This window comes from Chitinophaga polysaccharea, from assembly GCF_007829335.1.
In the GTDB taxonomy this organism is placed as follows: Bacteria; Bacteroidota; Bacteroidia; order Chitinophagales; family Chitinophagaceae; genus Chitinophaga; species Chitinophaga polysaccharea_B.
In genome coordinates, this window is sequence record NZ_VIWO01000001.1 from 56,995 (window position 1) to 82,938 (window position 25,944).

21 protein-coding genes and 2 tRNA genes are annotated in these 25,944 nt (G+C 45.6%); 13 read left to right on the forward strand and 10 right to left on the reverse strand.

Translation table 11 applies throughout. The features are described from left to right. Positions 1 to 52: 52 nt before the first annotated feature. Positions 53 to 781: a superoxide dismutase gene (locus FHW36_RS00240; protein WP_145660395.1), complete on the reverse strand. Its 729-nt coding sequence runs from the start codon at positions 779 to 781 to the stop codon at positions 53 to 55. 454 nt (positions 782 to 1,235) lie between these two features. Between FHW36_RS00240 and FHW36_RS00245 the strand changes: the two genes are divergently transcribed. The 6 genes from FHW36_RS00245 to FHW36_RS00270 all read left to right on the forward strand — a co-directional run bounded on the left by FHW36_RS00245 (position 1,236) and on the right by FHW36_RS00270 (position 6,927). Next, complete coding sequence (locus FHW36_RS00245; protein WP_145660398.1) at positions 1,236 to 2,330, forward strand: ThiF family adenylyltransferase; 1,095 nt, start codon at positions 1,236 to 1,238, stop codon at positions 2,328 to 2,330. Between the two features lie 86 nt (positions 2,331 to 2,416). After that, positions 2,417 to 3,067, forward strand: a complete 651-nt coding sequence (locus FHW36_RS00250) for a hypothetical protein (RefSeq protein WP_246121026.1) — start codon at positions 2,417 to 2,419, stop codon at positions 3,065 to 3,067. 56 nt (positions 3,068 to 3,123) lie between these two features. Further along, positions 3,124 to 5,277, forward strand: coding sequence for a sensor histidine kinase (locus FHW36_RS00255; RefSeq protein ID WP_145660404.1), 2,154 nt, complete (start codon positions 3,124 to 3,126; stop codon positions 5,275 to 5,277). Between the two features lie 15 nt (positions 5,278 to 5,292). After that, a complete protein-coding gene (locus FHW36_RS00260) occupies positions 5,293 to 6,390 on the forward strand; it encodes a sensor histidine kinase (protein WP_145660407.1) in 1,098 nt (365 codons plus the stop codon). Beyond that, a complete protein-coding gene (locus FHW36_RS00265) occupies positions 6,374 to 6,793 on the forward strand; it encodes a response regulator (protein WP_186452257.1) in 420 nt (139 codons plus the stop codon). The genes FHW36_RS00260 and FHW36_RS00265 overlap by 17 nt, the downstream gene beginning before the upstream one ends. A 61-nt stretch (positions 6,794 to 6,854) precedes the next feature. Further along, positions 6,855 to 6,927: transfer RNA gene (locus FHW36_RS00270), tRNA-Ala, on the forward strand. A 40-nt stretch (positions 6,928 to 6,967) separates the two neighbouring features. Here FHW36_RS00270 and FHW36_RS00275 read toward each other — a convergent pair. The 5 genes from FHW36_RS00275 to FHW36_RS00295 are packed head-to-tail and all read right to left on the reverse strand — an operon-like array spanning position 6,968 to position 14,074. Next, a complete protein-coding gene (locus FHW36_RS00275) occupies positions 6,968 to 8,239 on the reverse strand; it encodes a hybrid sensor histidine kinase/response regulator (protein WP_145660413.1) in 1,272 nt (423 codons plus the stop codon). A gap of 21 nt (positions 8,240 to 8,260) precedes the next feature. Then, complete coding sequence (locus FHW36_RS00280) at positions 8,261 to 8,833, reverse strand: chemotaxis protein CheB (protein ID WP_145660416.1); 573 nt, start codon at positions 8,831 to 8,833, stop codon at positions 8,261 to 8,263. A gap of 18 nt (positions 8,834 to 8,851) precedes the next feature. Continuing rightward, a complete protein-coding gene (locus FHW36_RS00285) occupies positions 8,852 to 9,679 on the reverse strand; it encodes a CheR family methyltransferase (RefSeq protein ID WP_145660419.1) in 828 nt (275 codons plus the stop codon). A gap of 3 nt (positions 9,680 to 9,682) precedes the next feature. After that, positions 9,683 to 10,057 (reverse strand): response regulator, encoded by a 375-nt coding sequence (locus tag FHW36_RS00290; RefSeq protein WP_145660422.1) that lies wholly within the window; start codon positions 10,055 to 10,057, stop codon positions 9,683 to 9,685. Between the two features lie 6 nt (positions 10,058 to 10,063). After that, positions 10,064 to 14,074 carry a response regulator gene (locus tag FHW36_RS00295; RefSeq protein ID WP_145660425.1) on the reverse strand — a complete coding sequence of 1,337 codons (4,011 nt, stop codon included), beginning with the start codon at positions 14,072 to 14,074 and terminating at the stop codon, positions 10,064 to 10,066. A 153-nt stretch (positions 14,075 to 14,227) separates the two neighbouring features. Here FHW36_RS00295 and FHW36_RS00300 point away from each other — a divergent pair, with 153 nt between their 5' ends. After that, positions 14,228 to 14,629, forward strand: a complete 402-nt coding sequence (locus FHW36_RS00300; protein WP_145660428.1) for a response regulator — start codon at positions 14,228 to 14,230, stop codon at positions 14,627 to 14,629. Between the two features lie 152 nt (positions 14,630 to 14,781). Here the strand turns inward: FHW36_RS00300 and FHW36_RS00305 are convergent, their stop codons facing one another. Further along, a complete protein-coding gene (locus FHW36_RS00305; RefSeq protein WP_145660431.1) occupies positions 14,782 to 16,170 on the reverse strand; it encodes a S41 family peptidase in 1,389 nt (462 codons plus the stop codon). A 129-nt stretch (positions 16,171 to 16,299) separates the two neighbouring features. Here FHW36_RS00305 and FHW36_RS00310 point away from each other — a divergent pair, with 129 nt between their 5' ends. Beyond that, positions 16,300 to 18,588, forward strand: coding sequence for a hypothetical protein (locus FHW36_RS00310; protein WP_145660434.1), 2,289 nt, complete (start codon positions 16,300 to 16,302; stop codon positions 18,586 to 18,588). An 84-nt stretch (positions 18,589 to 18,672) separates the two neighbouring features. On the opposite strand, the gene FHW36_RS00315 is transcribed toward FHW36_RS00310, so the two are convergent. Next, complete coding sequence (locus tag FHW36_RS00315) at positions 18,673 to 19,095, reverse strand: VOC family protein (protein ID WP_145660437.1); 423 nt, start codon at positions 19,093 to 19,095, stop codon at positions 18,673 to 18,675. A 56-nt stretch (positions 19,096 to 19,151) separates the two neighbouring features. After that, positions 19,152 to 20,375, reverse strand: coding sequence for an ROK family transcriptional regulator (locus tag FHW36_RS00320; protein WP_145660440.1), 1,224 nt, complete (start codon positions 20,373 to 20,375; stop codon positions 19,152 to 19,154). Positions 20,376 to 20,609: 234 nt separating this feature from the next. Here FHW36_RS00320 and FHW36_RS00325 point away from each other — a divergent pair. From FHW36_RS00325 to FHW36_RS00345, 5 genes are all read left to right on the forward strand, one after another. Beyond that, positions 20,610 to 20,691 (forward strand) — tRNA-Leu (locus FHW36_RS00325). Between the two features lie 219 nt (positions 20,692 to 20,910). Beyond that, the gene (tig, locus tag FHW36_RS00330) at positions 20,911 to 22,290 is read left to right on the forward strand and encodes a trigger factor (protein WP_145660443.1); all 1,380 of its coding nucleotides are present in this window, start codon (positions 20,911 to 20,913) and stop codon (positions 22,288 to 22,290) included. Further along, on the forward strand, positions 22,280 to 22,981 hold the full coding sequence (gene clpP / locus FHW36_RS00335; RefSeq protein WP_145660446.1) for an ATP-dependent Clp endopeptidase proteolytic subunit ClpP: 702 nt from the start codon (positions 22,280 to 22,282) through the stop codon (positions 22,979 to 22,981). The genes tig and clpP overlap by 11 nt, the downstream gene beginning before the upstream one ends. 222 nt (positions 22,982 to 23,203) lie before the next feature. Continuing rightward, positions 23,204 to 24,451 (forward strand): ATP-dependent Clp protease ATP-binding subunit ClpX, encoded by a 1,248-nt coding sequence (gene clpX / locus FHW36_RS00340; RefSeq protein WP_145660449.1) that lies wholly within the window; start codon positions 23,204 to 23,206, stop codon positions 24,449 to 24,451. Positions 24,452 to 24,508: 57 nt separating this feature from the next. After that, on the forward strand, positions 24,509 to 24,793 hold the full coding sequence (locus FHW36_RS00345; protein WP_145660452.1) for a hypothetical protein: 285 nt from the start codon (positions 24,509 to 24,511) through the stop codon (positions 24,791 to 24,793). 63 nt (positions 24,794 to 24,856) lie between these two features. On the opposite strand, the gene FHW36_RS00350 is transcribed toward FHW36_RS00345, so the two are convergent. Further along, entirely contained in the window at positions 24,857 to 25,732 is an 876-nt protein-coding gene (locus FHW36_RS00350) for a c-type cytochrome (RefSeq protein ID WP_145660454.1), read from the reverse strand. Positions 25,733 to 25,944: the final 212 nt, after the last annotated feature.

The following is a 25,944-nucleotide window of genomic DNA, read 5'->3' on the forward strand; positions in this document are numbered from 1 at the left end:
AAAGCAAACAGCCCTCTCAATGTGAGGGCTGTTGCATTTATAATATAAGCGTTTATACGGCAGCGTTATAACGTTTTTCTACTTCACTCCAGTTAACTACGTTCCAGAATGCGTTGATATAATCCGGACGCACGTTGTGGTATTTCAGGTAATAGGCATGTTCCCAAACGTCGAGGCCGAGGATGGGAGTACCTTTTACTTTCACAATATTGTGCATCAGGGGATTGTCCTGGTTGGGTGTGTTGGTTATCACCAGTTTCTTTTCGGGCGTAACTACCAGCCATGCCCAGCCGGAGCCGAAAACAGTTTTAGCGGCGTCATTGAATTTGGTCTGGAACGCTTCCCAGGTACCAAATTCCTTGCTGATAGCAGCTTTCAGTTTATCGGAAGGCGTTTGTTTCTGGGGCGACAGGAGTGTCCAGAACAGGGAGTGGTTGTAGTGGCCACCGCCGTTGTTGCGTATTGCTTTGTCGGCGTCGGTGACTTTGTTGAGTATTTGTTCCAGTGTCAGGGCTTCAAAGGCAGAACCTTTTACAGCTTCGTTCAGATTTTTTACATAGGCCCCGTGATGCTTGTCGTGGTGGATTTCCATGGTCATCTTATCGATGGAAGGTTCCAGTGCATCGTAGCCATAAGGCAGTGCGGGCAGAACAAAAGGGGCTTTAGGATCGGCTAATGCCGGCTGTCCGGATACAGAAGAAGTGGCCAGGCTGCTTAATGGTCTGCTTAAAATAGCGGCACCTGCGAGGCTGGTAAGCTTGAGAAATTCTCTCTTATCCATATTTATTTTTTTAAATATAATTATTGTATACGAAGTCGGGTGCCAAAGGGCCTCAAATATTAAACCAATATCTCCGTGGTGGGAAGAGACGAAAAGAAATATTAGAACTAAGGTAAAAGTATAAAAACAGTAATTTAATATCAAAATAATCAAAAACTTTTATCAAGTTTTCATATTAAATTACTATTTTACCTTACATTCATATAATAATTACAATATTGATTGTATTGTAGTTATTTATTGAATGCCAGACAATTTATCCCGGGCCTGGCAGGTAAGTTAAGAACGCCTGTTCATTAACCCGCCAAAGCCAACAAATCGACTACATAATAATAATAAATTTATAATATAAAAGCAACATATTTACGAGAGTAAAGGACCTTGCTTGTCACAGCGATCATACAGGAACATACAGTGCGATCAGGTCAGGCACCATTTTGCAAAAGCAGGAAACATGATACAAGACTACCTCAGGCAACAGGTTGAAAGCAAAGACTACCAGCCTGTTTTTTATGATTTGAAGAATGCACAAGACCTTCATACCTTTGAGGCCCTTTTGAAATCCCGGCCGTATATCCGCATCAATGACGAAATTTATTCACAATTAAGGGAGCTGATGAAAATCAGGAATCCTACTAAGCGCCTGACAGCGGCTGAATACGATGAAAAAATACAGGCTTACCTGGATGGAGCGGACATAGAAAAATTTGGCGTTTGGGTATATTATCCCTGGAACCACCAGGTGGTTCACCTGGTAAACGAGGCGGATTTTATTGAGCTACGTACCAGCAGGAACCAGCATAAAATCACCGCAGCAGAGATTGCCGTGTTGTCTAAAAAGAAGATAGGCATTGTGGGTTTATCGGTAGGGCAATCGATCGCATTAACCCTGGTAATGGAACGTTTGTGCGGAGAACTACGACTGGCGGATTTCGACAGGCTGGAACTGACTAATATGAACAGGATCCGTTGTGGCGTACACAATCTCCAGGTGCCCAAAGTAGTAATTGCGGCGCGGGAGATTGCAGAACTGGACCCGTTCATAAAGGTAAAGATCTACGAAGACGGCATGACAGAGGCTAACATGGACGACTTCTTCACCGCAGGCGGCGTACTCGACATTTTTATAGAAGAGTGTGATGGCGTTGACATTAAGATATTGAGCAGAATAAAGGCAAAAGAGCTTAAAATCCCTGTGGTGATGGAAATGAATGACCGTGGGATGATAGATATTGAACGTTTTGACCTCGAGCCGGACAGGCCGTTAATGCATGGCCTGATTCCTGAAGTGGACATACCAACGCTCCGCGGGCTGACCGACGCAGAAAAGCTGCCGATCTTCAGTCCTATGCTGGCATTGGACAATGCTTCTGCCAGGATGAAATTTTCGTTGGGAGAAATTGGAAAAACCATTACCACCTGGCCGCAACTGGCTTCATCGGTGGTATTGGGAGGCGCGCTGGTGGCCGACACATGTCGTCGTATAGCCCTGGATCAGTTTAAAAATTCAGGCAGGTATTATGTAGATTTTGAGCAGTTGATTGTTTAACGCACTTACGCCTTGTATAAGCGCTATTCCGCAATGTCATGATTAATGTAAGGGTATTTAGGGCTCCGGATGATCCTGAGGCCTGTATGAGGTTTTATACAGGGCATCTCAAGCTGCTGGAAATTTATTTTGGTATAGCCCAGGTAACATCCGGCAGTGCTGATTGGATGCAACACGAAAACACGATAGTGATCATTGTTGAGGACGAAACCCGTACCAAGACATACGGAGGCGCGCGCGTACAGGTAGCCGATGGTAAGTTGCCACTGCCTATTGAAACGGCGATCGGCAAATATGATCCAAGGATATATTCTTACATAAAAAAAGGCAGTGCAGAGATCTGTGGTATGTGGAATTCCAAAGAAGTAGCAGGAATGGGAATAGGTAGCCAGGTACTGGCCAGGGTAGGCGTAGTGCTTGGTGCCCAGCTGCCAATCGATACCTACCACGTTCTGTGCGCTCCGATTACGGCGCGGGTAGGTAAACGGGTAGGATTTATTATTGATGAATCGCTGGGAAATAACGGTACTTTCTTCTATCCTAAAGACGACTTCCTGGCAACCGCTATGGTAATTACCGATCCCTTCAGCCTGCCACATGCTGATCCTAAAGAAAAGCTACTCATTTCAGACCTGCGGGAAAATCCCATGCAGACTAAAATAGAAGTAGGACCCAAGGGGAGCTATGATGTAAATTATAGCCTCAAAATCCCCTCTCCTGTTCACTCAACTCCCTGATTAAAATGATTATTAAAAAATAACATAAATTCAAGCCTTATTTAATCTCAGCATTGATGTTGTCCAAGCTTGTTATTTTGTGGTCTATATTTACCTTATCCTTCCTGTTACATATAACAGCACAACCTGCTGTATTTAAAAATTCACAGGAGCTGCAGCAGATAGGCAGGTACCTTGAACTTTATACGGATAAAGGTAATTCTCTTACCATTGAACAGGCCCGGCAACAGGCTTTCAAACCCTCAGGGCAGGAAGTGCCCAACCTGCAGATTACGCCCTATACTCAATGGGCCAGGTTTTCGATCCGCAATGAATCCAATACCAGTCAACTGATGCTGGAAGTGGAATATCCCATCATAGATGATATTACTCTCTTCGAAATATTGCCCGATGGGCAGGTCAAGAGCACCCGGCTGGGGGAGTTTACCCGGTATAAAGACCGGGGCTATGATCACCAGAATTACCAGTTTCGTGTAAACATACCCGTTAATGAAACCCGGCAATATTACCTGAAGGTAAAAGCGGGGGAACAATTACAGCTTCCCATTTACCTGGGTGCGCCCAACACAATAGCCGAAAAAAACAACAAGCGGGAACTGATATTTGGTATATACGTGGGCGTTGTTTTCGCCATGATCTTCTATAACCTCTTTATATATGTATCTACCCGTGACAATAGCTACCTGATTTACGTGAGTTATATCTTTTTTACAGGTCTTACCCAGGTTACCCTGCAGGGATACTCTTTTCGCTTCCTGTATCCCAACAGCCCCTGGCTGGCGATACATGCCACGGCCCTGGTGCCGGTGCTCAACGGGTTGGCTGCCGTTACGTTTATCCAACAATTTTTGTCTACCAAAGAAAACTACCCGGTAGGGAACAAAATACTTAATATCATCCTGGTGATGTACATGGTAGTATTTATCCCCACCTTCCTCGGTATGTATGACTATGCGCAAATCCTGGTACAAATGGATGCCTTCCTGGCATCAGTGATGGCCTTCGTGGTAGCGCTTCGTATCAGTTCCAGGGGAGTGCCCGCGGCCAGGTTCTTCCTGCTGGCATGGTCGGTGTTCCTGGCCAGCGTGGTGATTTTTGTACTGCGTAACTTTAACGTACTGCCTTATAACAACTTTACCTACTACGCCCTGCAGACCGGATCTGCGGTGGAAGTACTCCTGCTGTCTTTCGCACTGGCGCATAAAATCAACGTTTTCAAGGCAGAAAAAGAAGCATCTCAACAAATGGCACTGGCCATTTCGCAGGAAAACGAGCGATTGGTAAGGGAACAAAATATCATCCTGGAAACCAAGGTAAGAGATCGGACGGAAGACCTGCAAGCGACCAACCTGGAGCTGAATACCGCTTTAACCAACCTGAAAGACGCTCAGACCCAACTGGTAGAAAAGGAAAAAATGGCATCGCTGGGTCAGCTCACTGCCGGTATTGCGCACGAAATCAACAACCCGATCAATTTCGTGACCTCCAATATCAAACCGCTGAAACTGGACATCGCCGACCTGAAGGAGTTGCTGGAACGATATGGCTCATTGAATGACAGTACCCCCGATATTCCTAAAGTGTTGGCAGAGATAGAATCGTTTAAGAAGGAAATCGATATCGATTATATACACGAAGAAATAACCTCCCTGATAAAGGGTATTGAAGATGGCGCCACCCGGACTGCTGAAATAGTAAAAGGGCTACGCACCTTCAGCCGCCTCGATGAAAGTGATGTAAAATCCATCGATATCCACGAGGGACTGGATTCTACGCTGGTACTGCTTCGTAATGCCATCCCGTCTTATGTGAGTATTGTAAAAGAGTATGGCAACCTGCCCAAGATTGAATGTTATGCCGGCAAAATCAACCAGGTATTCATGAACATTTTCTCGAATGCACTGAATGCTATTAAATCCAAGAAAGAACATCACAACGAGTCTATTACCATCAAAACGGCTCTGGAGCGTGAGTTTGTGATCATTACCATCAAAGACAGTGGTATTGGCATGTCGGAAAGTGTACGCGAAAAAATATTCGACCCCTTCTTTACGACCAAGGATGTGGGAGAAGGTACCGGCCTCGGCTTATCCATTGTATTCAGCATTATAGAAAAGCATAAAGGAAAGATTATAGTGAATTCTGCCCCCGGAGAAGGAGCAGAATTTATTATATATTTACCACTCGATATAACAAAACATTTATCGTAACCATAAGATCTTTCAATGAAAGAAAACCGTATTAGAATATTATACATCGATGATGAAATTCATAACCTGAATGCGTTCAAAGCAGGCTTTCGCAGGAGTTATGAAATTTATACGGCTTCTTCGGCACAGGAAGGAAAACTGCTGCTGAAAGAGATCATGGTGCATATTATTATCGCAGACCAGAAAATGCCTGTTACCACCGGGGTAGAATTTTTTAACGAAATTAAAGAAGTCCTCCCCGACCCCATGCGTATCTTGCTCACGGGTTATACCGACGTAGAAGATATTATAGATGCCATCAACAAAGGGCATATCTACTCCTATATCAAGAAGCCGTGGGATGAGCATGAGCTGCATAGAACCATCAATAACGCCTACGAAATATACCGGACACGTAAACAACTCAGGGAGAAAATTGAGGAGCTGGAAAAAACCAACGATGAGTTAAACCGGTTTATTTACTCTACCTCTCATGACCTCCGTTCCCCCCTGATGTCTGTACTGGGAATTATTAATCTTTCCCGGCTGGATAATTCAGTGGTCGACCCTAATGGCTATATAAATATGGTCGAGAGCTGTGTACTGAAGCTGGATGATTTTATTCAAAAGATTATTGAATACTACCGGAATTCGCGGCTGGAGGTAGAATATGAAAAAATTGATTTCAGCAGTTTGCTGTCTGACTGCATCACTGCATTTAAACCGCAGAATACCCAGATACTTTTTAAAACCCAGGTAGATCAGGCGGTAGATTTCCGGGGAGATACATTCAGGATCAGTGTTATTTTGAACAATCTCATATCAAACGCTGTTAAGTACCAAAAGCCGGAGGAAGCCAATCCTATGGTAAACCTGGCCGTAAAAGTAGAACCACATAAGGCTACTATTTGCATTCGTGACAATGGTATTGGTATTTTGAGCGAGCATTTGAATAATATCTTCAAGATGTTCTTCCGATCCAAAAACAACAATAAACCGGGCAGTGGTATTGGCTTATACATTGTGAAAGAGGCGCTGAGTAAAATTGGCGGCACCATTAATGTAGAGTCAAAATATGGCGAAGGCACCCAATTTGAAATTACCATCCCCAACAGAAATGAATTCGATACCTGACCTGCGTGTCATATTAATTGATGACAATGAGATTGATTTGTTACTGCATGAAAAGTTGATCGGAATTCAACAAATCAGCAGAACGGTACTATCATTTGCCAATGCCAACAAGGCATTGGAATTCCTGTCTTCCAATATTGCCTTACCTAAAATCCCTCCTACCGTTATACTCCTGGACATACAGATGCCGGAAATGGATGGCTTTGAATTTTTGCAGGCATTTGATGCCTACCCACAAAAGATCAAATCCCAATGCCATATCATTATGGTGTCTTCTTCCCTCGATTATGGCGATATTACCCGCACCAACGCCAACCCGATGGTAGTTAAATTACTTCGCAAACCCTTGCTGTTAAAGGACCTGAAGGAAGCTGTGGAAGGAATTTTTAAAGATTTTATATAAAATGTTGGTGTTTTCAGGAAAAGATATATTTTTGCACTCCCGAAAGGGGAAATTGAAATGAGGGGGATTAGCTCATCTGGTAGAGCGCAAGCATGGCATGTTTGAGGTGATCGGTTCGAGTCCGATATCCTCCACCTGATTTTGAAACCCGCGCAATGCGCGGGTTTTTCTGTTTTATATACTATCCGTTAACGGATGCTTCCCCTGCCGGAGCGGCAATACAATAATAAAGGTGGCGCCTTTTCCTTCCCGGCTCCTGGCAGTAATAATGCCTCCATGTTTATCAATTACTTTTTGGGCAATGGCCAGCCCAATCCCTGTTCCCTCATATACTTCCGCCGTATGTAACCGCTGGAATATGGTAAATATTTTAGAGAGATATTTTTCGTTAAAGCCAATACCGTTGTCCCGGATTACAATCCGGCAGTAGTGCCCGCCGGAAAAGGCAGCACTGTCGGGGTTCAGGTCTGTTACTGTTTCTGCGGTAATTTCCACCCGGGGAGCTACATCTTTCCGGGAAAATTTCAACGCATTGCTGATGATATTCTGGAAAACCTGCCTCACCTGACCCCGCACCGCTTCAATCTGAGGCATTTTCTCTACAGCAATCACCGCGCCCCGTTCCAGTATCATTAACTCCAGGTCACTTAAAATTTCATCTACAATGACATTAAAATCCGTGAGTTCGTATATACTGTCTCCCGAAAGGCGGGAATAGTTCAACAAGTCGTTAATAAGCCTTGCCATGCGCTCAGAGGAGCTTACAATCCGCTCCATATACGACAGGGCGCTGGGATTCATCTGTAAAAACTTATCTCTCAGAATGGCCCCAAACAGCTGAATTTTACGCAATGGCTCTTTTAAATCATGGGAAGCCACGGAGGCAAACTGCTGCAGATCGTGGTTGCTGGCTTCCAGCGATTTATTGATTTCCCTCAGCTCTTCGGTCCGCTCCCTTACCTTTTGCTCCAGCATATCATTTACCTGCTGCTGATGCGCTATCAGCGCTTCTTGCGCCAGCTTGCGTACTTCCACTTCCTCCTTGAGCGATTGATGCATTTGCTTCAACTCCTGCGATTGCTGGTAAAGCCGGGAAAACGTTTTTACTTTCATCAACAGGATATCCGGATCCACCGGTTTGGTGATATAGTCTATCCCACCGGAGTCGTATCCTTTTACGATAAATCTTTTATCCTTATTAACAGCTGATAAAAATATGATGGGAATATCTTTCGCTTTACTGTAGCCTGACAGGGCTTCCGCTACTTCAAATCCATCCATGCTGGGCATCTGCACATCGAGAATAATGAGCGTGTAGTTTTGCTTCAATATTTTCCGGAGCGCTTCCTCGCCCGATAAGGCGGTATCTACCTCAAATTGATACTGTTCCAGCGTTTTCCGGATCGATAAAATATTCTCCGGCTTATCATCTACTATTAAAATCATACCGCATTCATTTTACATAAATCATATTCCACCCATCTCATTTATAAACGCTGCCATCTCGGATGGCTGTAATACAATATCTACAGGTGCCTGCTCTATTGCATGACGTGGCATATAGTCTACTTCCGCTGTAGCCGGGTCCTGTACGGCCGTTGTACCTCCCGCTTCATGCACGTCCGTCAATCCCTCTACCCCATCATTGTTGGCTCCCGATAGCAGGATGGCCGCCATATTATTGCGGTAAGCCAAGGCGGCGGAAGAAAATGTAACATCAATACTGGGCCGGCTGAAATTTACCTTCTCCGAAGCATCTAGGGATAGCGTATGATCCCTTTCTATCAGTAAATGATAGTCGGCCGGGGCAATGTAAACGACACCCGGTAACAATGGCTCCTTCTCCGGCGCTTCTTTCACCGGCAATACAGACCTGGTCGATAGCAAGTCTGTTAGTAACGACTCGTAATGACTAGGCCGGTGTAAAACAATGATAATAGCCGCATTGATCGAAGCGTTCAATGCCGGCAACAAGTGTAACACAGGCTGTAGCCCGCCGGCAGAACCGCCTATTACTATTAAATACGGAGCCGTAGTCATAAAATCATTGTTTCATTATTACAACTGCATTTTCCGCCAGATTTTCTCCCTGTTATCTAATTGTCTGAACTTACGGGTCACACTGGTAAAACTCAGCGTTTCTTTACTCCCTAAGGCCAGGAAGCCCAGCTGTTCCAGGCTATCACTGAATAAAGTAAGTACCCTGTCTTGTAGCTTTTTATTAAAGTAGATCAATACATTTCTGCAAATGATCAACTGGAATTCATTGAAAGAACCATCTGTTACCAGGTTATGCGGCGAGAAAATAATCTTCTCTCCCAGATCCTCCCTGAACTTGGCATACTCATAATTGGCGGTATAGTAAGAGGAGAAATCTTCTCTTCCCCCCGCTTCCATATAATTACGGGAATATTGCTGCATCTGGGACAGGCGGAACAACCCTTTCCTTCCTTTCTCCAACACACTTACATTGATATCGGTGGCATAGATAACAGATTTTTGCAATAACCCTGCTTCTTTCAGCAAAATGGCAACGGAATATACCTCTTCCCCTGTAGAACACCCCGCATGCCATACCCTGATAAACGGGTAAGTGGCCAATACCGGTAAAACGTGTGTACGCAAAACCTGGTAGAAAGAAGGATCACGGAACATCTCCGTTACATTCACCGTAATTTCTTCCACAAAACGCATGGCGTACCCCGGATCAGAGATAATACGGTAGCGGTACTCCGCGAAACTGGGGAAACGGTCCATCTGGAACAGGTGATTCACGCGCCGGTTAATCGAAGCAGGTGCATATTCAGTAAAGTCATAACCATACCGTTCCCACACATCGTTGAGTAATACATTTACTTCCTGCTCGCTTATTGGGTACTTGCTCACTTCTTATACAGATAAATATTGTTGTAGTTGTAACAGTAACTTGTCTACATCAATGGGTTTTGAAATATAATCATCCGCCCCTGCTTCCAGGCATTTCTCCCGGTCGCCTACCATGGCATTGGCGGTTACTGCAATCACCGGCAACTGCTCATTTCCGGGGAGCGCACGTATAGCCGCTATTGTTTCATATCCATCTACTTCCGGCATCATGATATCCATCAATATCACTCCAATGTTATGATCTCCCGTGAGCAGGTGCAGGGCATCCGCGCAGCTGCCGGCAGATAAACAGGGAATGGACCTGGATTTCAACACCGCCGTTAATGCAAAAATATTCCGTGTATCATCATCTACGATCAATACTTGCTTCTTGCCCATAACAATTTATTTCATCGCTTTATCGTATAGCCATACCCGTAATAGTGACAATAACTGGTCGACATCTACTGGCTTGGAAATATAGTCGGAAGCTCCTGCCTGCAGGCATTTTTCGCGGTCGCCCATCATAGCTTTGGCCGTAACGGCAATAATCGGCAGGTTCCGCAATCCGGGTTGTTTACGGATGGCCGCAATAGCGTCGTATCCATCCATCTCTGGCATCATCATATCCATCAGGACAATATCCACCGGGTGCTCTTTCAGCTGCTCTAATGCCTCCTTGCCATCGATGGCCGACAATACTTTCATCTGGTGTGTTTCCAGTGCCTTGGTTAAAGAAAAGATGTTGCGTACATCATCATCTGCTATTAACACGGTTTTGTCTTTCAATACTTCATTCAGCGTGCCCATCTTTCCATTGCCACCAGCCGGCACCGGCACATTTTCAGATACCAGGTGCAGGAACAACGATACTTCATCCAGCATACGCTGATAGGAATGCGCTGTTTTTATCACGATAGAATCTGCATATTGCCGGATACGCTGTTCCTCATATTTTGACAGGCTTTTACCTGTAAAAATGATGATAGGCAATTGTTCCAGCCCTTTTATTTCCTTCACCATTTCCAGGGCCTCATAAGCTTTCTCATCCGGGATGCCCATGTCCAGGATCACACAGTCTACATCTTTCTGCTGCAGTAATGTAACGCCATCCTCCACGTTATTACTGATTTCCGAATTTACCTGGTAACTGCTCAGGAAGTAGGCCAGCGCCTTGGCATGTTTGGCATTCTCTTCCAGGATCAGCACTTTCTTGGCAGAACGTTGTAATACAAATTCCATCTTTTCAAAGATCGACTGCATACTCTCCGGATCTACCGGCTTGCTGATAAAGTCGACCGCGCCTTTCATCAGGCTTTCCTTTTTAGCTTCCATGGAAGACATGATATGTACCGGGATAGGTCTTGTACGTGGATCATTTTTTAATTCTTCCATCACCTGCCAGCCGTCTTTAACAGGCAACTGGATATCCAGCAAAATGCCGATGGGTTTGTAGATTCGCGCCAACTCCGCGGCTTCATCGCCCCTTACACTTACAATGCCTTTATATCCCCTGGTATGCGTGAAATCCAACAGCGCCTTGGCAAAGTGCGTATCGTCTTCTACAATCAGGATCACTGCATCATTTTTTTCTATCAACCCGCGGTCATCAAAAACGCCTTCCGGTATCACTGGCGACAGGAAGCGCGATTTGCCGCCAGTAGGTACTTCTTCTTCCCTTGCCGGCGCTGGAACCTCCTGAGAATCGCCGGAATCTGCTACCTTAGGCGTTACAGGAATCGTTATCACAAATTCGCTGCCCTCATTACTCTTACTGGTTACACTCAGCTGGCCTCCTAATAATTTCGCCAATTCCCGGCTGATAGAGAGTCCCAAACCCGTTCCACCATACTTCCGCCGGGTAGAACCATCTGCCTGCTGGAATGCTTCAAAAATAACCTGCTGCTTGTCTTCGGGGATGCCGATACCAGTATCCTTCACTGCAAAACGAATGGTATCCTGCATTTCGCCCGGGCTTACTGCCAATGTTACCGTACCCTTGGCCGTAAATTTCAGCGCGTTGGATAACAGGTTCTTTAGCACCTGCTCCAGTCTTACCTGGTCTGTTTCTATATAAGCCGGCGTTTGTACAGCAGTTTCCAATAACAGCTGTAGTCCTTTTTCTTTGGCAATAGGTTCAAACAATGCCTGCATATTGGAACAAATACTGGCAACAGCAACTTCTCCCAATTCGAGTTCCATCTTACCGGATTCTATCTTCGACAAATCCAGTATTTCATCGATCAGTGTCAGCAACCCTTTACCAGAGCTGTTAATGACCTGTGCATACTCCACCTGGTCGCCATTGAGGTTATGATCGTGATTTTCCGACAGGAGCCTTGACAACAGTAAGATAGAGTTCAGCGGTGTACGCAGCTCGTGCGACATATTAGCCAGGAACTCTGACTTATAGCGGGTACTAAGCGCCAGCTCTTCTGCTTTTTTATGTATATCCAGGTTGCGTTCTACGATGATCTGGTTCTTCTCTTCCAGCAGACGGCTTCTTTCTTCCAGCGCTGCGTTGGATTGCATCAGTTCTTCCTGCTGCACTTTTAACTCTTCTTCAGATACCTGTAGCTTTTGCGTTTGTGCTTCGAGCTCCACATTCATACTTTCCAGTTCACCATGCTGGGTTTGCAGTTCTTCGGCCTGTGCCTGGGTTTCTTCCAGCAGCTCCTGCAAACGGGTACGGCTGCGGGTGCTTTGTATGGCAACGGCGATGTTAGTAGCCGCTTGTTTCACAAAATCGACCACGCTGCTGTTAAAAGGATACAGGGAGCCTACTTCCATTACTCCTTCTGTAATACCTGCATGCATCAAGGGAATAATGAGTACATGTCCGGGCGTGGCGGCGCCGGTGCCCGTCGCAATATACAGGAAGCTATCAGGAGCTTCCTGTAGGTACAGTGGCTCTTTCCGCAGTACCTGTTGTCCGAGCAACGTTTTACCTACTTCAATAATGAGTGGTGCAGGGTGCTCCGGCGATAATGCGTACCCGGCAGAAAAATGCAGTTCCCCTGCCTGGCGAATATATAATACACCTGTTTGCGCACCGGTATATTTTATTATATCTGTGAGTGCATCATTGCTGAGCGCGGACAGGTCCTTTTCTCCCAGCAGGGTTTCACTAATCTGATTAAGACCCGATTGTATCCAGATGGTTTGTTCTCCTTTGCTGCGGAATACTTTCAGGTCGGCCGCCATTTGTACGATGGCATGTCCCAGCAAATCGTCTTTACTACGGGGTTGCACGTCAATATTAAAATTCCCTTTTCCAATCTGATCGGCGGCATCGGCCAGTACCTGGCTGGTTTGATCAATTGCTTCAAAAGACCGGGCCAGGCTGCCCACCGCGTCTCTGGTAGTTATTTCCGGGGCTGAGCCGGGAATACCGCGGGCAATATTTCCTGCCGCCACACGCAGTAAATCCAGGCTGTCGGTGATGCCTTTGATGGTAACGCTTACAAACGCGATCACCAGTACTACAATGAGTACGAGGGCTACGAGGTAACGGGTTTTCAGGTCATTTTCCTTTTTCGAAATCGCCTTCGCATCTTTGCTCACCTTATCCGTAATACTGTGCTGCAGCTGTTTCAGCTGGTCTACGGCCTGTGAGGAATTATCCCACCACGAATCGGCATTGAAAAGGGTATCGATGCTGCGGGTAGTGACCGTATTCCTGATAAAATCGTTGGTGATGGTCGACTCACTTGATTGCTCCATTTGCAGGAAACTTTTGGCAACAGCTGGTGAGGCCCGCTCCAGCAGCTCCGTACGCAGGGCATTGTACATGTCGTTGTTGTTTTCGATGCGGGCAAAGTCGTCGGGCCATACCTCCTTCTTCCGCATAAAATAGTAGATATCCATGCGCAGCATGCCCTGGTAAGCAGCCATGCCGGCCAGAAGGGATTGCGCATTCATATCGCGTTGCAGTCCTTTCAGTACCGGAATATCAGGGGTATTAATGTTAGCGAGATCGTCCAGCCGGAAAATGAGATTGGAATAATAATCGAGTACTTCCCGCTGGGGCATATTTTTATGATCAATTTCCTGGCGTTTGCGAGCCAGGGTATTCAGTAAGGAGTACTGGAAGAAATGGCTGTCGGAGGCCAGCAGACTGCTTTTCACGGCTTCAATGGCCAGGTCGGTTTTGGCGCGTTGTGTCAGTAAATCATTCAGGCTACCGGTTTGTAATACATAGTTCACGCTGCTTCTCCGTTCCAGGTGTATTTCATCGGCTACTTTCATGATCACCGCAGCAGTATTTACCTTTTGTACCAGGTTGTCGATTGTATCAATATCTGCGCTTTGCTTGTTGAATACCTCTACTCCGAAATAGATAAGGCATATCAGTGGTATAACAGCTATTAACATCAGCTTCCTTGGTAACGGAAGTTGCATAAAAAATTTCTTCATCTGCCTGAGCTTGTTTAATAATGGGTCCTAATTTAATACGGCCGCTCTTGCCGGATTTCTACATAATTCATTCCAAAGAACAGCGTTATCTACAGGAAATGATAATAAAATAACAACAAAATCCCATAGATTTGTCCCTATTCGAAAAATGATATGCCCGACCGTAGTAAATATACCTCAGTACTTTTAATAGACGATGATATAGATGACAGGATGATATTTGGTGAAGTATTAAAAGAGCTGGCACCGGATATCAATTACCACGAAGCTATCAATGGGGAGGATGCGCTGACAAAACTAGGCCGTGATTTCACCCCGGACCTGATATTCCTGGACCTGAACATGCCCAGAATAAATGGTAAGCAGTTTTTAGCGGAAATCCGGCAAATCGACCATTTGAAGCATATACCGGTGATCATCTATACCACCTCTTCTCATGATTCCGATAAAAAAGAAACCCGGCAACTCGGGGCGTCCTATTTTTTGACTAAGCCCAATAGCCTGCACGAACTCACCCATACGCTTTCCAGGATATTACAGCAGCAACTGTTTTAAAACAAAGAGCCTCACAAAGAATTGTGAGGCAGCTTTTCTACCATTGTTACTATTTTTTAAACCCTCATATATGCATGAGCATATGCTTTGTGAGGGTAAAGATGAGCAATTAAGTGCCCGTAAGTGTTAACCGGTTCTTAATAACTCCTGCATTAAAATTGTTTGACTACTTCCTCCAACCATCCAGGTGCAGAGAAATTCAACTTCACAGAAGGTTGAACACCTTTGTTATCAATCCCTTGTCCTGCTGCCACTCTCCTCGACCGGGTGACCGGATAGCGGATAGTACATGCCGGTGCGGTAAATTTCACCTCATTTACATTGAAATAGTCCAGCGCGCCGGCAGTAGGTGTGCCGTATACTTTTACTTTTCTGCTTTGTATTGCTTCCAGCAGGAATTGCTCTGCAGCATTACTGCATTTGTTATTTACAATCACCGCTACCTTGGCTGGCGCGGATAATGGCGCCGGTAAAATCATGTTTTCATCTGGGCCCAGGCTGACTAACCTGCCCTGCAGGCCGTCGCCCTGGTGGATGGCTTTCCGGGTTTGCTCAAGGTATTCGTCTGGCATTTGACCACTTTGTTGGTCCAGGATACGGCTCCAGGCGGCAATATTATCTGCTGTTGCTAGGAAGTCGGCTCCCACAATGCGTACCGGCTGTGTATATAGCAATGGGCGTAACCGTTCAGTGAGTTTATCCGTTCCTACCCCGTTATCCCGTATGTCGATGATCAGGCGGGGATTTTTGCGGAGGTATTCATCGTTGGCGTTCAGTACCGAGTCGGTTATGGGGAAGTCGGCCGCCGTAAACCCGCCGATGCGCAGGTACCCGGTACTGTCGTCTACCTGGCGAAAGAAAGTCGTGGCAGCTGGCATATCGGTGAATGCCGGCATTTCCCGGGACAGCTGGCCATGGCTGGCGCCTGCCTTTTGCCAGCCCAGCGCTTCCAGACCGTTTCTTTGCTTATTGATGGTTACGGTGTCTAAAGTCACCCGCTGATGGCTGTAATTAACCAGGTCGTATTTATCAGGCGCTGTGGCAGCCAGTTCAAATACAACATCACCCGGGGTCCATGCCAACTGGGGCGACTGCAATATTACCGCGGCATATTGCCTTAATCCGTGTGGGCTTTTCACCAGGGCTATTTTACCCATACTATCGGATTCATAAATGCCCATCACGGGGCCGGCAGCCTGCTTTTCCAGTAACTCCAGCTGCGCCGGCAATAAAGTTATTTTTTCGATGACCGGCGCATATTCTGGTTCCAGTACCAGGTGCTGATCCCTGAAAAACCGCAGGTACCTGTTGATCAACAACATACAATGACTGGCGCCCCGGATCGTTGCCGCCTGCAATCGCAGCTTGGCCACCAACGCCGAATACGTTTGCTGGGTAACCGGTGTTACCTTGTCAATAAATCCTACATAGTTTTTTCTGAGATAGATGTGTACGCTGTCAAATTTCTTTTTACAATCACATTCCTGCGCGTATAAATGGGCATTACATAATAGTAATACCAATACAGCTATTGCTTTCATAGCAAAGGGTTTGAATGTTTTTGGCTGATAATAAATGGTCTTTAAATATATATATTCGGACGGAACTATCAGAATTTATTTATCATCCTGCGTCAATATTAATAAATTACACGTCCTAATGAACCGCGTATGCAATTAGACGAACTGGAAAGGCTGTACAACGAACAGGCATATACCGAAGCAATAACAAAACTCGAAACCTACTTACAGGATTACCCTCAGGAAGCCAGGGGATGGCATTTGCTAGGATTATCCCAGCTGGAAAACGCCCGGGCCACCGACAACCCCGACCTGGTATCCGCCATGTATGAAGCGGCTTACGATGCGTTCACCCAGGTGTTGACCATCGATGCTTCCCACGCGCAGGCAAGGCTGCACCGCGCCTACCTTGGCGCAAATATCATGACCGAAAAAGGAGACGAAGCGATCAGCGACTGCGATGTACTCATCGCCGGCAGCGATGAAGATATTACCACCAAAGCCCTGCTTTACCGTTTCCAGATATGGGTGCTCAAAGAGGAACCAGAAAAGGCACTGGCAGATATGCATCGCAGTCTCCAGATATATGAATCGCTCTATGTCGACGACCTCCCGCAACTCAATGTAGCCCGATTCCAGTGTTACACCCGCATCGGGGATGTTTATTACCATACCGAAAACCGGCCCGCCGCACTGGAATACTACAAGCAGGCCTTCGATTGCACCGTGTACAACAACCGGCTGATGTCGACTATCTGGTTTGCCCTTGAAATGGCCGACTATGATTTCGCCGCAAATATGCTGCAGATCCTCATTTCTACCGGCGAAAACTCCCGGGAAGAAATGCTCCGCCTGCTCAAACATATACAGCAATTACTCACAGAGGGCGTCAGGCATGCTATGTTGGCCCGTGAATATTGTAAAGGCACTACAGAGTTCTGGCATGAGTTCTATGGAGAAGATGATGATGAAGGCACGCTGGAGCAGATATTAGTGGGTAAAAACTTTGTATCACAGTATCCCGATGAAGCTTACTTTTATCATTATACCGCTACTGCGTTTTTCAACATCGGCAGCTACCAGGAAGCCTTTCCCTGGTATGAAAAATCAATGGCCATTAAGCCCTATCCATTCAGTATTGTAAGATGGTATTATACTACTTACAAGGTGACCGGGCATTTCCCAACAGCATGGCCGGATATTGACCATCTCATACCGTACGACTGGTATGCAGCGGGTGTTATCTTCACGGAAATTATACAACTGGAAAACGATCCGCAGTTAAAGCAGGCCGCCACGCCGCTTAAACGCTTCTTATACAAGAAAGCTTTTGATCTTTATCATGCCTATTGGTATGAAAATAAAGGCAATTCGTATGCCGGGCATCCACATCATTTCGCCATGTGCTGCAACAACTACGGCATCGCTTTATATGAAGCCGGCATTTTTGTGGAAGCCGCACACATACATACCATTGGCTATAATATGTCGCCTTTCTGGGAGCAGCTGGAATCCAGGGCTGACGCGTATCACAACATGGGTAAATTGGCCGAAGCCATCGCAGACAGGAGAAATATACTGGAGAATTACACCGATGTATTACCCCTGATGTACTATGTATCTATTCATGAACGTATGATAGACGACCTCTGCACCCTGGAGCGGCACCCCGAAGCGCTGGACCTGTATGAAAAAATACTGAATGAATACAATGAATGGATTGCTCGCGATATGGAAGAACTGGAAGTATACGACCGCAACACTATCACGTATAATATCGACCGCATTAAAACCGGCAGGGCATTTATCAGGAGCAACAGCGACAATGATTTATCGGAACGTATACTGGCATTGGAAAGCCATTTAACCGACAAGCCGGATGACAGCGATGCCTACTTCAACCTGATGTATCTTTATTTTGATAACGGGCAATATGAACATTGCATCGGCGCTATCAACAATCGTATTTCCATTGGCGGCATACAGCAGTTGCCGGTCATCTCCCAAATGAAAATTTATTATTTCAGGGGAAAGGCTGCGCTAAAACTGAAGCGATATAAAGCAGCCATTGCAGATATGCAACAAACGCTGGAAATAATGGCCAGTGGAGATGCAGCAGATAATTCACCTAACTACCGGTTTGGGGTATACGCTTTTATGGCAGAGGCCTACCTGGGTGAACAGGAGTATGATCAATGCCTGACTTATGGTATGCAATGTGTAAACATTTATGCGGGCAATAACTGGGCCTGGGATGCAGAAGCTTCCGCCATACGATATACTATGGCACTGGCTTTCGAAGCGAAGGAAGATTTTTCGTCCTGTAAAAAACTAATCGACCTGATTGTAGCGAATGATCCTGGATATCAGCCGGCAGTAGAAAAAAAGAAGCAACTCAAAGGAGGAGGATTATTTTCTTTCTTCAGGAAAAAGAAATAGTAACGCAAAGGCGCTAAAAAACAAAGCAGCAAAGGGATTACATAAATATCTCCTTTGCTGCTTTGTGGCTTAGCTGCCTTACGATTACATCGGCATGGGCTTGTTATAGCTTACCATCCAATGCATACCGTACTTGTCGATTAACTGACCATACCGGTGTGCCCAGAATGTTTCCTGGATAGGCATTGTCACCTTCCCTCCTTCAGACAGTTTAGTAAATACAGCTTCTGCGTCTTCCGTAGAATTAACGGAGAGTGCCTGCGAAACAGAATCACCATTTACAGGTGGCGGTCCCTGCATGCCATCGGAGGCCATGAGTGCAAAGCCTGGTGTTTGAAGGAAGGCATGCATTACCAGGTTTTCTGCACCGGGAGGTACCTGGTCTTTCATGGGGGAATCGGCCATCGTCATTACTTTTAGATCACCACCCAACACTTTCTGATAAAAGGTCATCGCTTCCCGGCAGTTGCCGTTGAAAATGAAGTAGGTCGTTAATGTGCTTGACATGACATTTTTTTTTGGGTAAAAGATGGAATTCAGGTAGATAATAAAGTTAACCAAAACTAACTTATCAACACCTTATTTCTTACCAGCAGACAGGCTCCGATGATGCCGGCACGTTCGCCCAGCTTCGACATTTTCAGTTTGGAATCGTTACTCACCAGGCTCAGTGAATATTTTTTCATCGCGCTTTTTATGGGCAACCGGATATGGTCCTGGGTAGCTGCCAGCGCCCCGCCCAGGATCACCAGCTCGGGGTTAAAAATATTCATCAGCAGCGCCACGCCGCGCCCCAGGTTCTCTCCCACTTTAGCAATGAGTTCTATGGCCAGCATATCGTCGTTGTTGGCCGCTTCAATAATATCGGGCAGGTGAATGTCTTCGGGCGACCGGTGGGTACGCGACAACATGGAAGAGGAGCCCGCTGCCAGTTTCTGGCGGAACATATTAACCAGGGCCCAGCCGGAGGCTTCGGTTTCCAGGCAGCCCTTTTTACCACAATGGCAAATGATTTCATTATCGTACAAAGGAATATGCCCCACCTCCCCGCTATAGCCGGATTTACCGTAATACAGTTCCCCGTTGATCAGTACACCCATCCCTATTCCATAGTCCAGGTTCAGGAACAACACATTCCGTTCGCCATGTACCAGGTCGGAGCAAAATTCGCCATAAGCCATGGCACGGGAGTCGTTTTCCAGGAACACCCGGATTCCTACCTTATTGCCGATTACTTTGCTGAGAGGCTCTTCATCGAAGTAGAAGAGGCTATAGTTGTAGCCGGTGGCATAGTTGATACGACCAGAGATATTAATGCCGATTCCCAGGATTTTCTCCCTGGGCACTGTCAATCCATCAATAAAATTATTAATAAGTTGACAGAGTTCTTCCAGTGAGGCTTTCGTATTATCAAGCGTATAAGGAAGTGCTTCCACCGTGGTGACCAGGTTTTTATGAAAATCTGACAGGCCCAGGTTGAGGTGGTCGTGTTTTACATCTACCCCGATAAAGAAAGCTGAATCAGCCACCAGGCCGTACAGGTTGGGCTTTCGGCCGCCGGTGGATTCAATTTTCCCGTAATCCATTACCAGCCCGTCGTTAATAAGATCGTTCACCAGGTTGGTTACCTTGGGTGTACTCAGGTTCAGCTCCTTACACAAATCGGCGATGGTAGCGTGGCCATTATTGGCAAAATAAGCCAGGGCGGCCTTTTTCAGGTTGATGTTCTTATAAGCTACCCCTGTAGCATTTGCATTGTTTAATTCTTCAAAGAAGGTCTTGGCCATAGCGTCAGATAGACTTTTACATTAATTATCTCCAATTTAAGGCGCTAAATCTGATTTTTTTAAAAATAGACCGAGAAAGGCGGCTAAAGTTCTCTTATAAATGATTTTGTTAATTCGCAAAAATTGATACCTTTGCAATCCTTTTTAAGCTAAAAAAAGGAAGCTCTTGTCATGTGTATTCACCAGCCTTCGGGGGTGAACGAGGTACAAAATGAGTGAGTTCTTTTATTTAATGCGGATGTGATGAAATTGGTAGACATGCCAGACTTAGGATCTGGTGCCGCGAGGCATGGGGGTTCGAGTCCCTTCATCCGCACTTATATATAATTATGTGGCAATGCGTCAATATGGCAATGTGATAATGCTATGCTCTCCTTCCTTTTCATTGTCACTGTTGTCTTATTCAGACACACTTTCACCTGATTTTAATAACAAATAATTTCCTGCCATTCCTACTTGCCGTTGTGACTTCATGGCAGAAAAACAAACAAGGAATCATTATTGCTTCTTAAAGAACACTTTATATAATTCAATTATGGCAACCGTTACCAGAGAAAACATTGGTTTATTGAACGATAAGATCACTGTGAAAGTGAACAGGGAAGATTACCTTCCTAATTTTGACAAGGCAGTAAAACAATTCAGCAAAAACGCCAACATACCTGGCTTCCGTAAAGGAATGGTACCTGCAGGTATGGTTAAGAAGATGCACGGTCAGGCGATCTTTGGTGATGAAATTCTGAAAACTGTAGAAAGAGAATTAATGGGCTATGTGCAGGCAGAGAAACTGGAAATCTTTGGCCAGCCGTTATCCCTGGAAAAAGAACCTAAAGACCTGAACTTCAATGCACCGGCTGACTACTCCTTCGAATTTGAAGTAGGTCTGAAACCCGCTTTCGCTGTTACTCCGCTGGAAAACAACAAAACCACCCTTACCAAATATAAAGTAACCGTTACCGATGAAATGGTAAACGATGAAGTACAGCGTTTACAGCTGAAAGGTGGTAAAACCACAGAACCTGAAACAATTACTTCGGAAGATAACGTGATTAACGTTAAATTCGAAGAGTCTGACGAAAAGGGTAATGTGATCGAAGGCGGTATCGTAAAAGAAAACGCTTTACTCGTTAAATACTTCTCACCTGCTATCCAGGCCGAACTGCAGGGCAAGAAAAATGACGACAGCATTGTATTCCAACTGGCTACTTCTTTCGACGAACAACGCTTAGGCTGGATCCTGAAAGATCTGGGCTTTGAAACAAACGACCAGGAAGCAGCAAAGAAATATTTCAAACTGACTATTACCAAGGTAGGTCTGATTGAAAAAAGAGAATTGAACGAAGAATTCTTCAAAGAAGTTTATCCAGGTCAAGAAATCACTACAGAAGAGGCTTTCCGGGCTAAACTGAAAGAAGAAATCGGCAAATACTGGGAATCTGAGAGCCGTAACCACCTTCACAATGACCTGTTTGAAGTACTGGTACACGAAACTCCCATTGATTTACCAAAGGATTTCCTCAAACGCTGGCTGCAGGTAGGTGGCGAAAAGCCTAAAACCGCAGAAGAAGCAGAAAAAGAATTCCCTGGTTTCGACCACCAACTGCGTTGGACACTGATCAGCGATAAACTGGTTAAAGAAAATAAACTGGAAGTTTCTTTCGAAGACCTGAAAGAAAATGCCAAACAAAAAGTATTGGGCTACTATGGCGGCGCCGCTGCTGATGGAGCAGAATGGTTAGAAAGCTACCTGGATCGCCTGTTACAGGATGAAAAATTCGTAGACCAGACTTACCGTGAAATGATCACTGCCAAGTTGTTTGACTGGGCGGAAGCTAAGGTGAACGTGAAAGAAGAGGAAATCAAAGCAGAAGATTTTGTTAATTTACCTCATAAACATCACCATCATGAACATTAATAACGAATTCAGAAAATATGCCATCCAGCATCGTGGAATCAGCAGCCTGGTAGTAGATAGTTACGCTAAAAGCCATCAGTTAAACAGCCTGACTCCGTATATCCTCGAAGAGCGTCAGTTAAACATGCAACAGATGGACGTTTTCTCCAGGTTGATGGCTGATCGTATTATTTTCCTGGGCGACCCGGTAAACGACTACGTAGCAAACGTAATTACTGCACAGTTGTTATTCCTGGAGTCTGCCGACCGTAACCGTGATATCCAGATGTACATCAACAGCCCCGGTGGTAGTGTGTATGCAGGTCTGGGTATTTATGATACCATGCAGGTCGTTTCTCCTGAAATCGCTACTATTTGCACCGGTATGGCGGCCTCTTTCGGCGCTGTACTGCTGGTAGCCGGCGCTAAGGGAAAACGTACTGCGCTGAAACATGCCCGCGTAATGATTCACCAGCCTCACGGCGGTGCAGAAGGCCAGACTTCAGATATCGAAATCACCGCGCGTGAGTTCGTAAAACTGAAAAAAGAGCTCAACGAGATCATTGCCGGCCACTGCGGGCAACCCGTTAAAAAAGTGGAAAAAGACTCTGATCGTGACTATTGGATGACTGCGGATGAAGCAAAAGAATACGGCATCATTGATGACGTTCTTCAGAAAAATCCAAAGAAAAATCTGGACACACCACAGTAAAGTTTAAAGCATAAAGCGCAAAGCATAAAGCTATTGTAGCGAAAAAGGATAGCGAAGATGATAGCGATTTTTGATATATTTCGCTGCCGTTTTCGCTATCCTTTTTCGCTACAATAGCTTTATGCACGATCCTTTCCGCTTTCGGCTATTTAGTGTAAATTTGTAACCCTGCAATGCCAATGCAGACAATGATAGTTTCGTAGAAAAATAATCTATTCCGAAATGAAAGAATCAAAAATTCGTTGCTCCTTTTGCAGCCGTCCCAAGGAAGAAGTGCAGATATTGATCGCCGGCGCAGAAGGTCATATCTGCGAAAATTGTGTAGCCAACGCACAGGAAATAATTGACCAGGAATTATTCACTCCGGGTAAAAAAACCGCTGCAGCCAGCGTAGCGCCTCATTTTACTCCTAAAGTGTCTAAACCAATAGACATGAAAAGATTCCTGGACGAATACGTAATTGGACAGGACGACGCCAAGAAAATACTGGCAGTAGCCGTATACAACCACTATAAAAGACTCAATCAGCAGATAGGTGACGATGAAGTGGAAATTGAAAAATCCAATATCATCATGGTTGGTGAAACCGGTACCGGTAAAACATTGCTGGCCAAATCCATCGCCAAACAACTGAACGTTCCTTTTGCCATCGTAGATGCTACCGTATTCACGGAAGCTGGTTATGTGGGCGAAGACGTAGAAAGTATCCTCAGCCGCCTCCTCCAGGTGTGCAACTACGACGTGGAAGCAGCTGAACGTGGTATCGTATACATCGACGAAATCGATAAGATTGCCCGCAAAAGCGATAACCCGTCCATCACCCGTGATGTGAGTGGAGAAGGCGTACAGCAAGGTCTCCTCAAACTGCTGGAAGGCACCGAAGTACTGGTACCTCCACAGGGCGGTCGTAAACACCCGGAACAAAAGCTGATAAAATTAAATACACAAAACATTCTCTTCATCTGCGGTGGCGCATTTGACGGAATTGAAAGAATTATCAGCAGAAGAATACAAACACATTCTATCGGCTTCACCGTTAACAAGGAAAGGGAAGAAGAAAACAGGAAACAAATCCTGCGCTACATCAATTCGCAAGACCTGAAATCTTTTGGCCTCATCCCGGAATTACTGGGACGTTTGCCGGTAGTAACCTACCTGAATTCTCTCGACAGAGACACGTTGAAAGCTATCTTAACAGAGCCTAAAAACGCACTGGTGAAACAATACAAGAAGCTTTTCAAAGTGGAAAACATCGACTTGCACGTAGAAGACGAAGCGGTTGAGTATATCGTAGACAAAGCCATGGAATACAAACTCGGCGCACGTGGATTACGCTCCATCTGCGAAGTAGTATTGAGCGACGCCATGTACGAGCTGCCCTCCGCGAATGAAACTACTTTCCACCTTACCCGGGAATATGCTCAGTCTAAACTGGAGCAGTCCACCCTCGTAAAACTGAAAGTAGCCTAGTCCTCTTTTGGACACCCGGAATTGCCAAACTATTGCTAACCATAAAACACGCATTTTATGCAGGAACTCATTCAGCAATTGCAGGAAAAAGCCGGACTTACGCCCGAACAGGCAGTACAGTCCATAGACGTGATCAAAGAATATGTGAAGGGAAAACTACCGCCATTTATCGCAGGTACTGTTGATAACTGGTTTGCAGGCATGTCAGGAAAAGCAGAAGATAAGAAACCCGGCCTGATGGACCAGGCAAGCGATTTCCTGGAAGATGTGAAAGACAAGGCAGAGGATTGGGCAGAAGAGGCAAAAGAAAAAGTGTCTGGCTTCTTCAAAGATAAAAAGTAGGCTGTTCCTACTTATAAAAAGGGATTTTCGGGTAGTGACCTACCCGAAAATCCCTTTCTCTTTTTAGAGACTTCTCAGGTACAGGTAAAGCGCTGTCAGCTCATCGTCGGTATATTGCGCCGTCATATTCCAGGGCATATCCCCCACCTGCAGCTGTTTCCCTTCCGGCGTTTTTCCCGTGCGCAATGCGGTGATAAATTCTTCTTTAGACCATTTTCCCACATTACCCGTGGCTGTAATATTGGCCACCGGAACCCCGCCGGGTACAGGATTGTCCCCTCCTGTGAGTGTGGGGCGGTGACAGCCCTGACAAGAGGCCGATAAATACCTGCCATAATCCACCGTAGCAGCCTTGACAACCTGCTTTGGCTGCTGGCGGGAATGGTCTATCAACTCCGCCGGAAACATCGGGATTTTTCCCGCTACAGATAAAATCTTACCCAATGCACCTACTTGTACAGGTGGGGTAGGAACATTTACCGGAGGTTGTGCCTTGCAAAACGCAATTATAGCCGCCATATCGTGATCATCCATTAAGGTGAACTCCTGAGAAGGCATCAGTAATAACGGCTTATTTTCGGCATTTAAACCATGCCTCATGGCCTTTAGCCAGGCCGTGTTATCAAAGCTGACCGGCAGGCCACCTTTTCCACGGGTGAGGTTCGGTCCTGAGAAACGCCCGATAGGCGGATCGTTTACAAACATTTTCCCACCCAGGTTGGCCCCATGACATTCGCCACAGCCCTTAATTTCATACAGGTGGCGGCCGGCAGCAATAGTGGCTGAATCGTCAGGAATAGGGATATCCCTCACCTGCACCGCATACTGCCGGTTTGTATGCTGATGAAAAAGAAAAGAAAAAATGCCAAATGATAGCAATAATAGCAGTAACAGCCCCAGCCCGGCAATGGCGGCCCATTTCATGATTTTGGAGAACATAACAATAAGAATTAACAATAAGTAAGGGGCAAAAGTAATAGGGATAAATATGATGAGGCTCAGTAGTAGTACTGAATTATGGACAAAATCATAACGTGGATTACAGGTCTACATCTTTTACTAAGCATCTTTTATACGGGATAAACCGGCCAGACCCGGTATAGAAAAGCACCCGTATTACAGGGTGCTTCTCATTGCGTAAAAGTGTTTCA

Bases quoted from the DNA above. Each gene is read 5' to 3' on its own strand.
- FHW36_RS00240 (WP_145660395.1), bottom strand. From the start codon at position 781: ATGGATAAGAGAGAATTTCTCAAGCTTACCAGCCTCGCAGGTGCCGCT.
- FHW36_RS00245 (WP_145660398.1), top strand. From the start codon at position 1,236: ATGATACAAGACTACCTCAGGCAACAGGTTGAAAGCAAAGACTACCAG.
- FHW36_RS00250 (WP_246121026.1), top strand. From the start codon at position 2,417: ATGAGGTTTTATACAGGGCATCTCAAGCTGCTGGAAATTTATTTTGGT.
- FHW36_RS00255 (WP_145660404.1), top strand. From the start codon at position 3,124: ATGTTGTCCAAGCTTGTTATTTTGTGGTCTATATTTACCTTATCCTTC.
- FHW36_RS00260 (WP_145660407.1), top strand. From the start codon at position 5,293: ATGAAAGAAAACCGTATTAGAATATTATACATCGATGATGAAATTCAT.
- FHW36_RS00265 (WP_186452257.1), top strand. From the start codon at position 6,374: ATGAATTCGATACCTGACCTGCGTGTCATATTAATTGATGACAATGAG.
- FHW36_RS00275 (WP_145660413.1), bottom strand. From the start codon at position 8,239: ATGATTTTAATAGTAGATGATAAGCCGGAGAATATTTTATCGATCCGG.
- FHW36_RS00280 (WP_145660416.1), bottom strand. From the start codon at position 8,833: ATGACTACGGCTCCGTATTTAATAGTAATAGGCGGTTCTGCCGGCGGG.
- FHW36_RS00290 (WP_145660422.1), bottom strand. From the start codon at position 10,057: ATGGGCAAGAAGCAAGTATTGATCGTAGATGATGATACACGGAATATT.
- FHW36_RS00295 (WP_145660425.1), bottom strand. From the start codon at position 14,074: ATGAAGAAATTTTTTATGCAACTTCCGTTACCAAGGAAGCTGATGTTA.
- FHW36_RS00300 (WP_145660428.1), top strand. From the start codon at position 14,228: ATGCCCGACCGTAGTAAATATACCTCAGTACTTTTAATAGACGATGAT.
- FHW36_RS00305 (WP_145660431.1), bottom strand. From the start codon at position 16,170: ATGAAAGCAATAGCTGTATTGGTATTACTATTATGTAATGCCCATTTA.
- FHW36_RS00310 (WP_145660434.1), top strand. From the start codon at position 16,300: ATGCAATTAGACGAACTGGAAAGGCTGTACAACGAACAGGCATATACC.
- FHW36_RS00315 (WP_145660437.1), bottom strand. From the start codon at position 19,095: ATGTCAAGCACATTAACGACCTACTTCATTTTCAACGGCAACTGCCGG.
- FHW36_RS00320 (WP_145660440.1), bottom strand. From the start codon at position 20,375: ATGGCCAAGACCTTCTTTGAAGAATTAAACAATGCAAATGCTACAGGG.
- tig (WP_145660443.1), top strand. From the start codon at position 20,911: ATGGCAACCGTTACCAGAGAAAACATTGGTTTATTGAACGATAAGATC.
- clpP (WP_145660446.1), top strand. From the start codon at position 22,280: ATGAACATTAATAACGAATTCAGAAAATATGCCATCCAGCATCGTGGA.
- clpX (WP_145660449.1), top strand. From the start codon at position 23,204: ATGAAAGAATCAAAAATTCGTTGCTCCTTTTGCAGCCGTCCCAAGGAA.
- FHW36_RS00345 (WP_145660452.1), top strand. From the start codon at position 24,509: ATGCAGGAACTCATTCAGCAATTGCAGGAAAAAGCCGGACTTACGCCC.
- FHW36_RS00350 (WP_145660454.1), bottom strand. From the start codon at position 25,732: ATGTTCTCCAAAATCATGAAATGGGCCGCCATTGCCGGGCTGGGGCTG.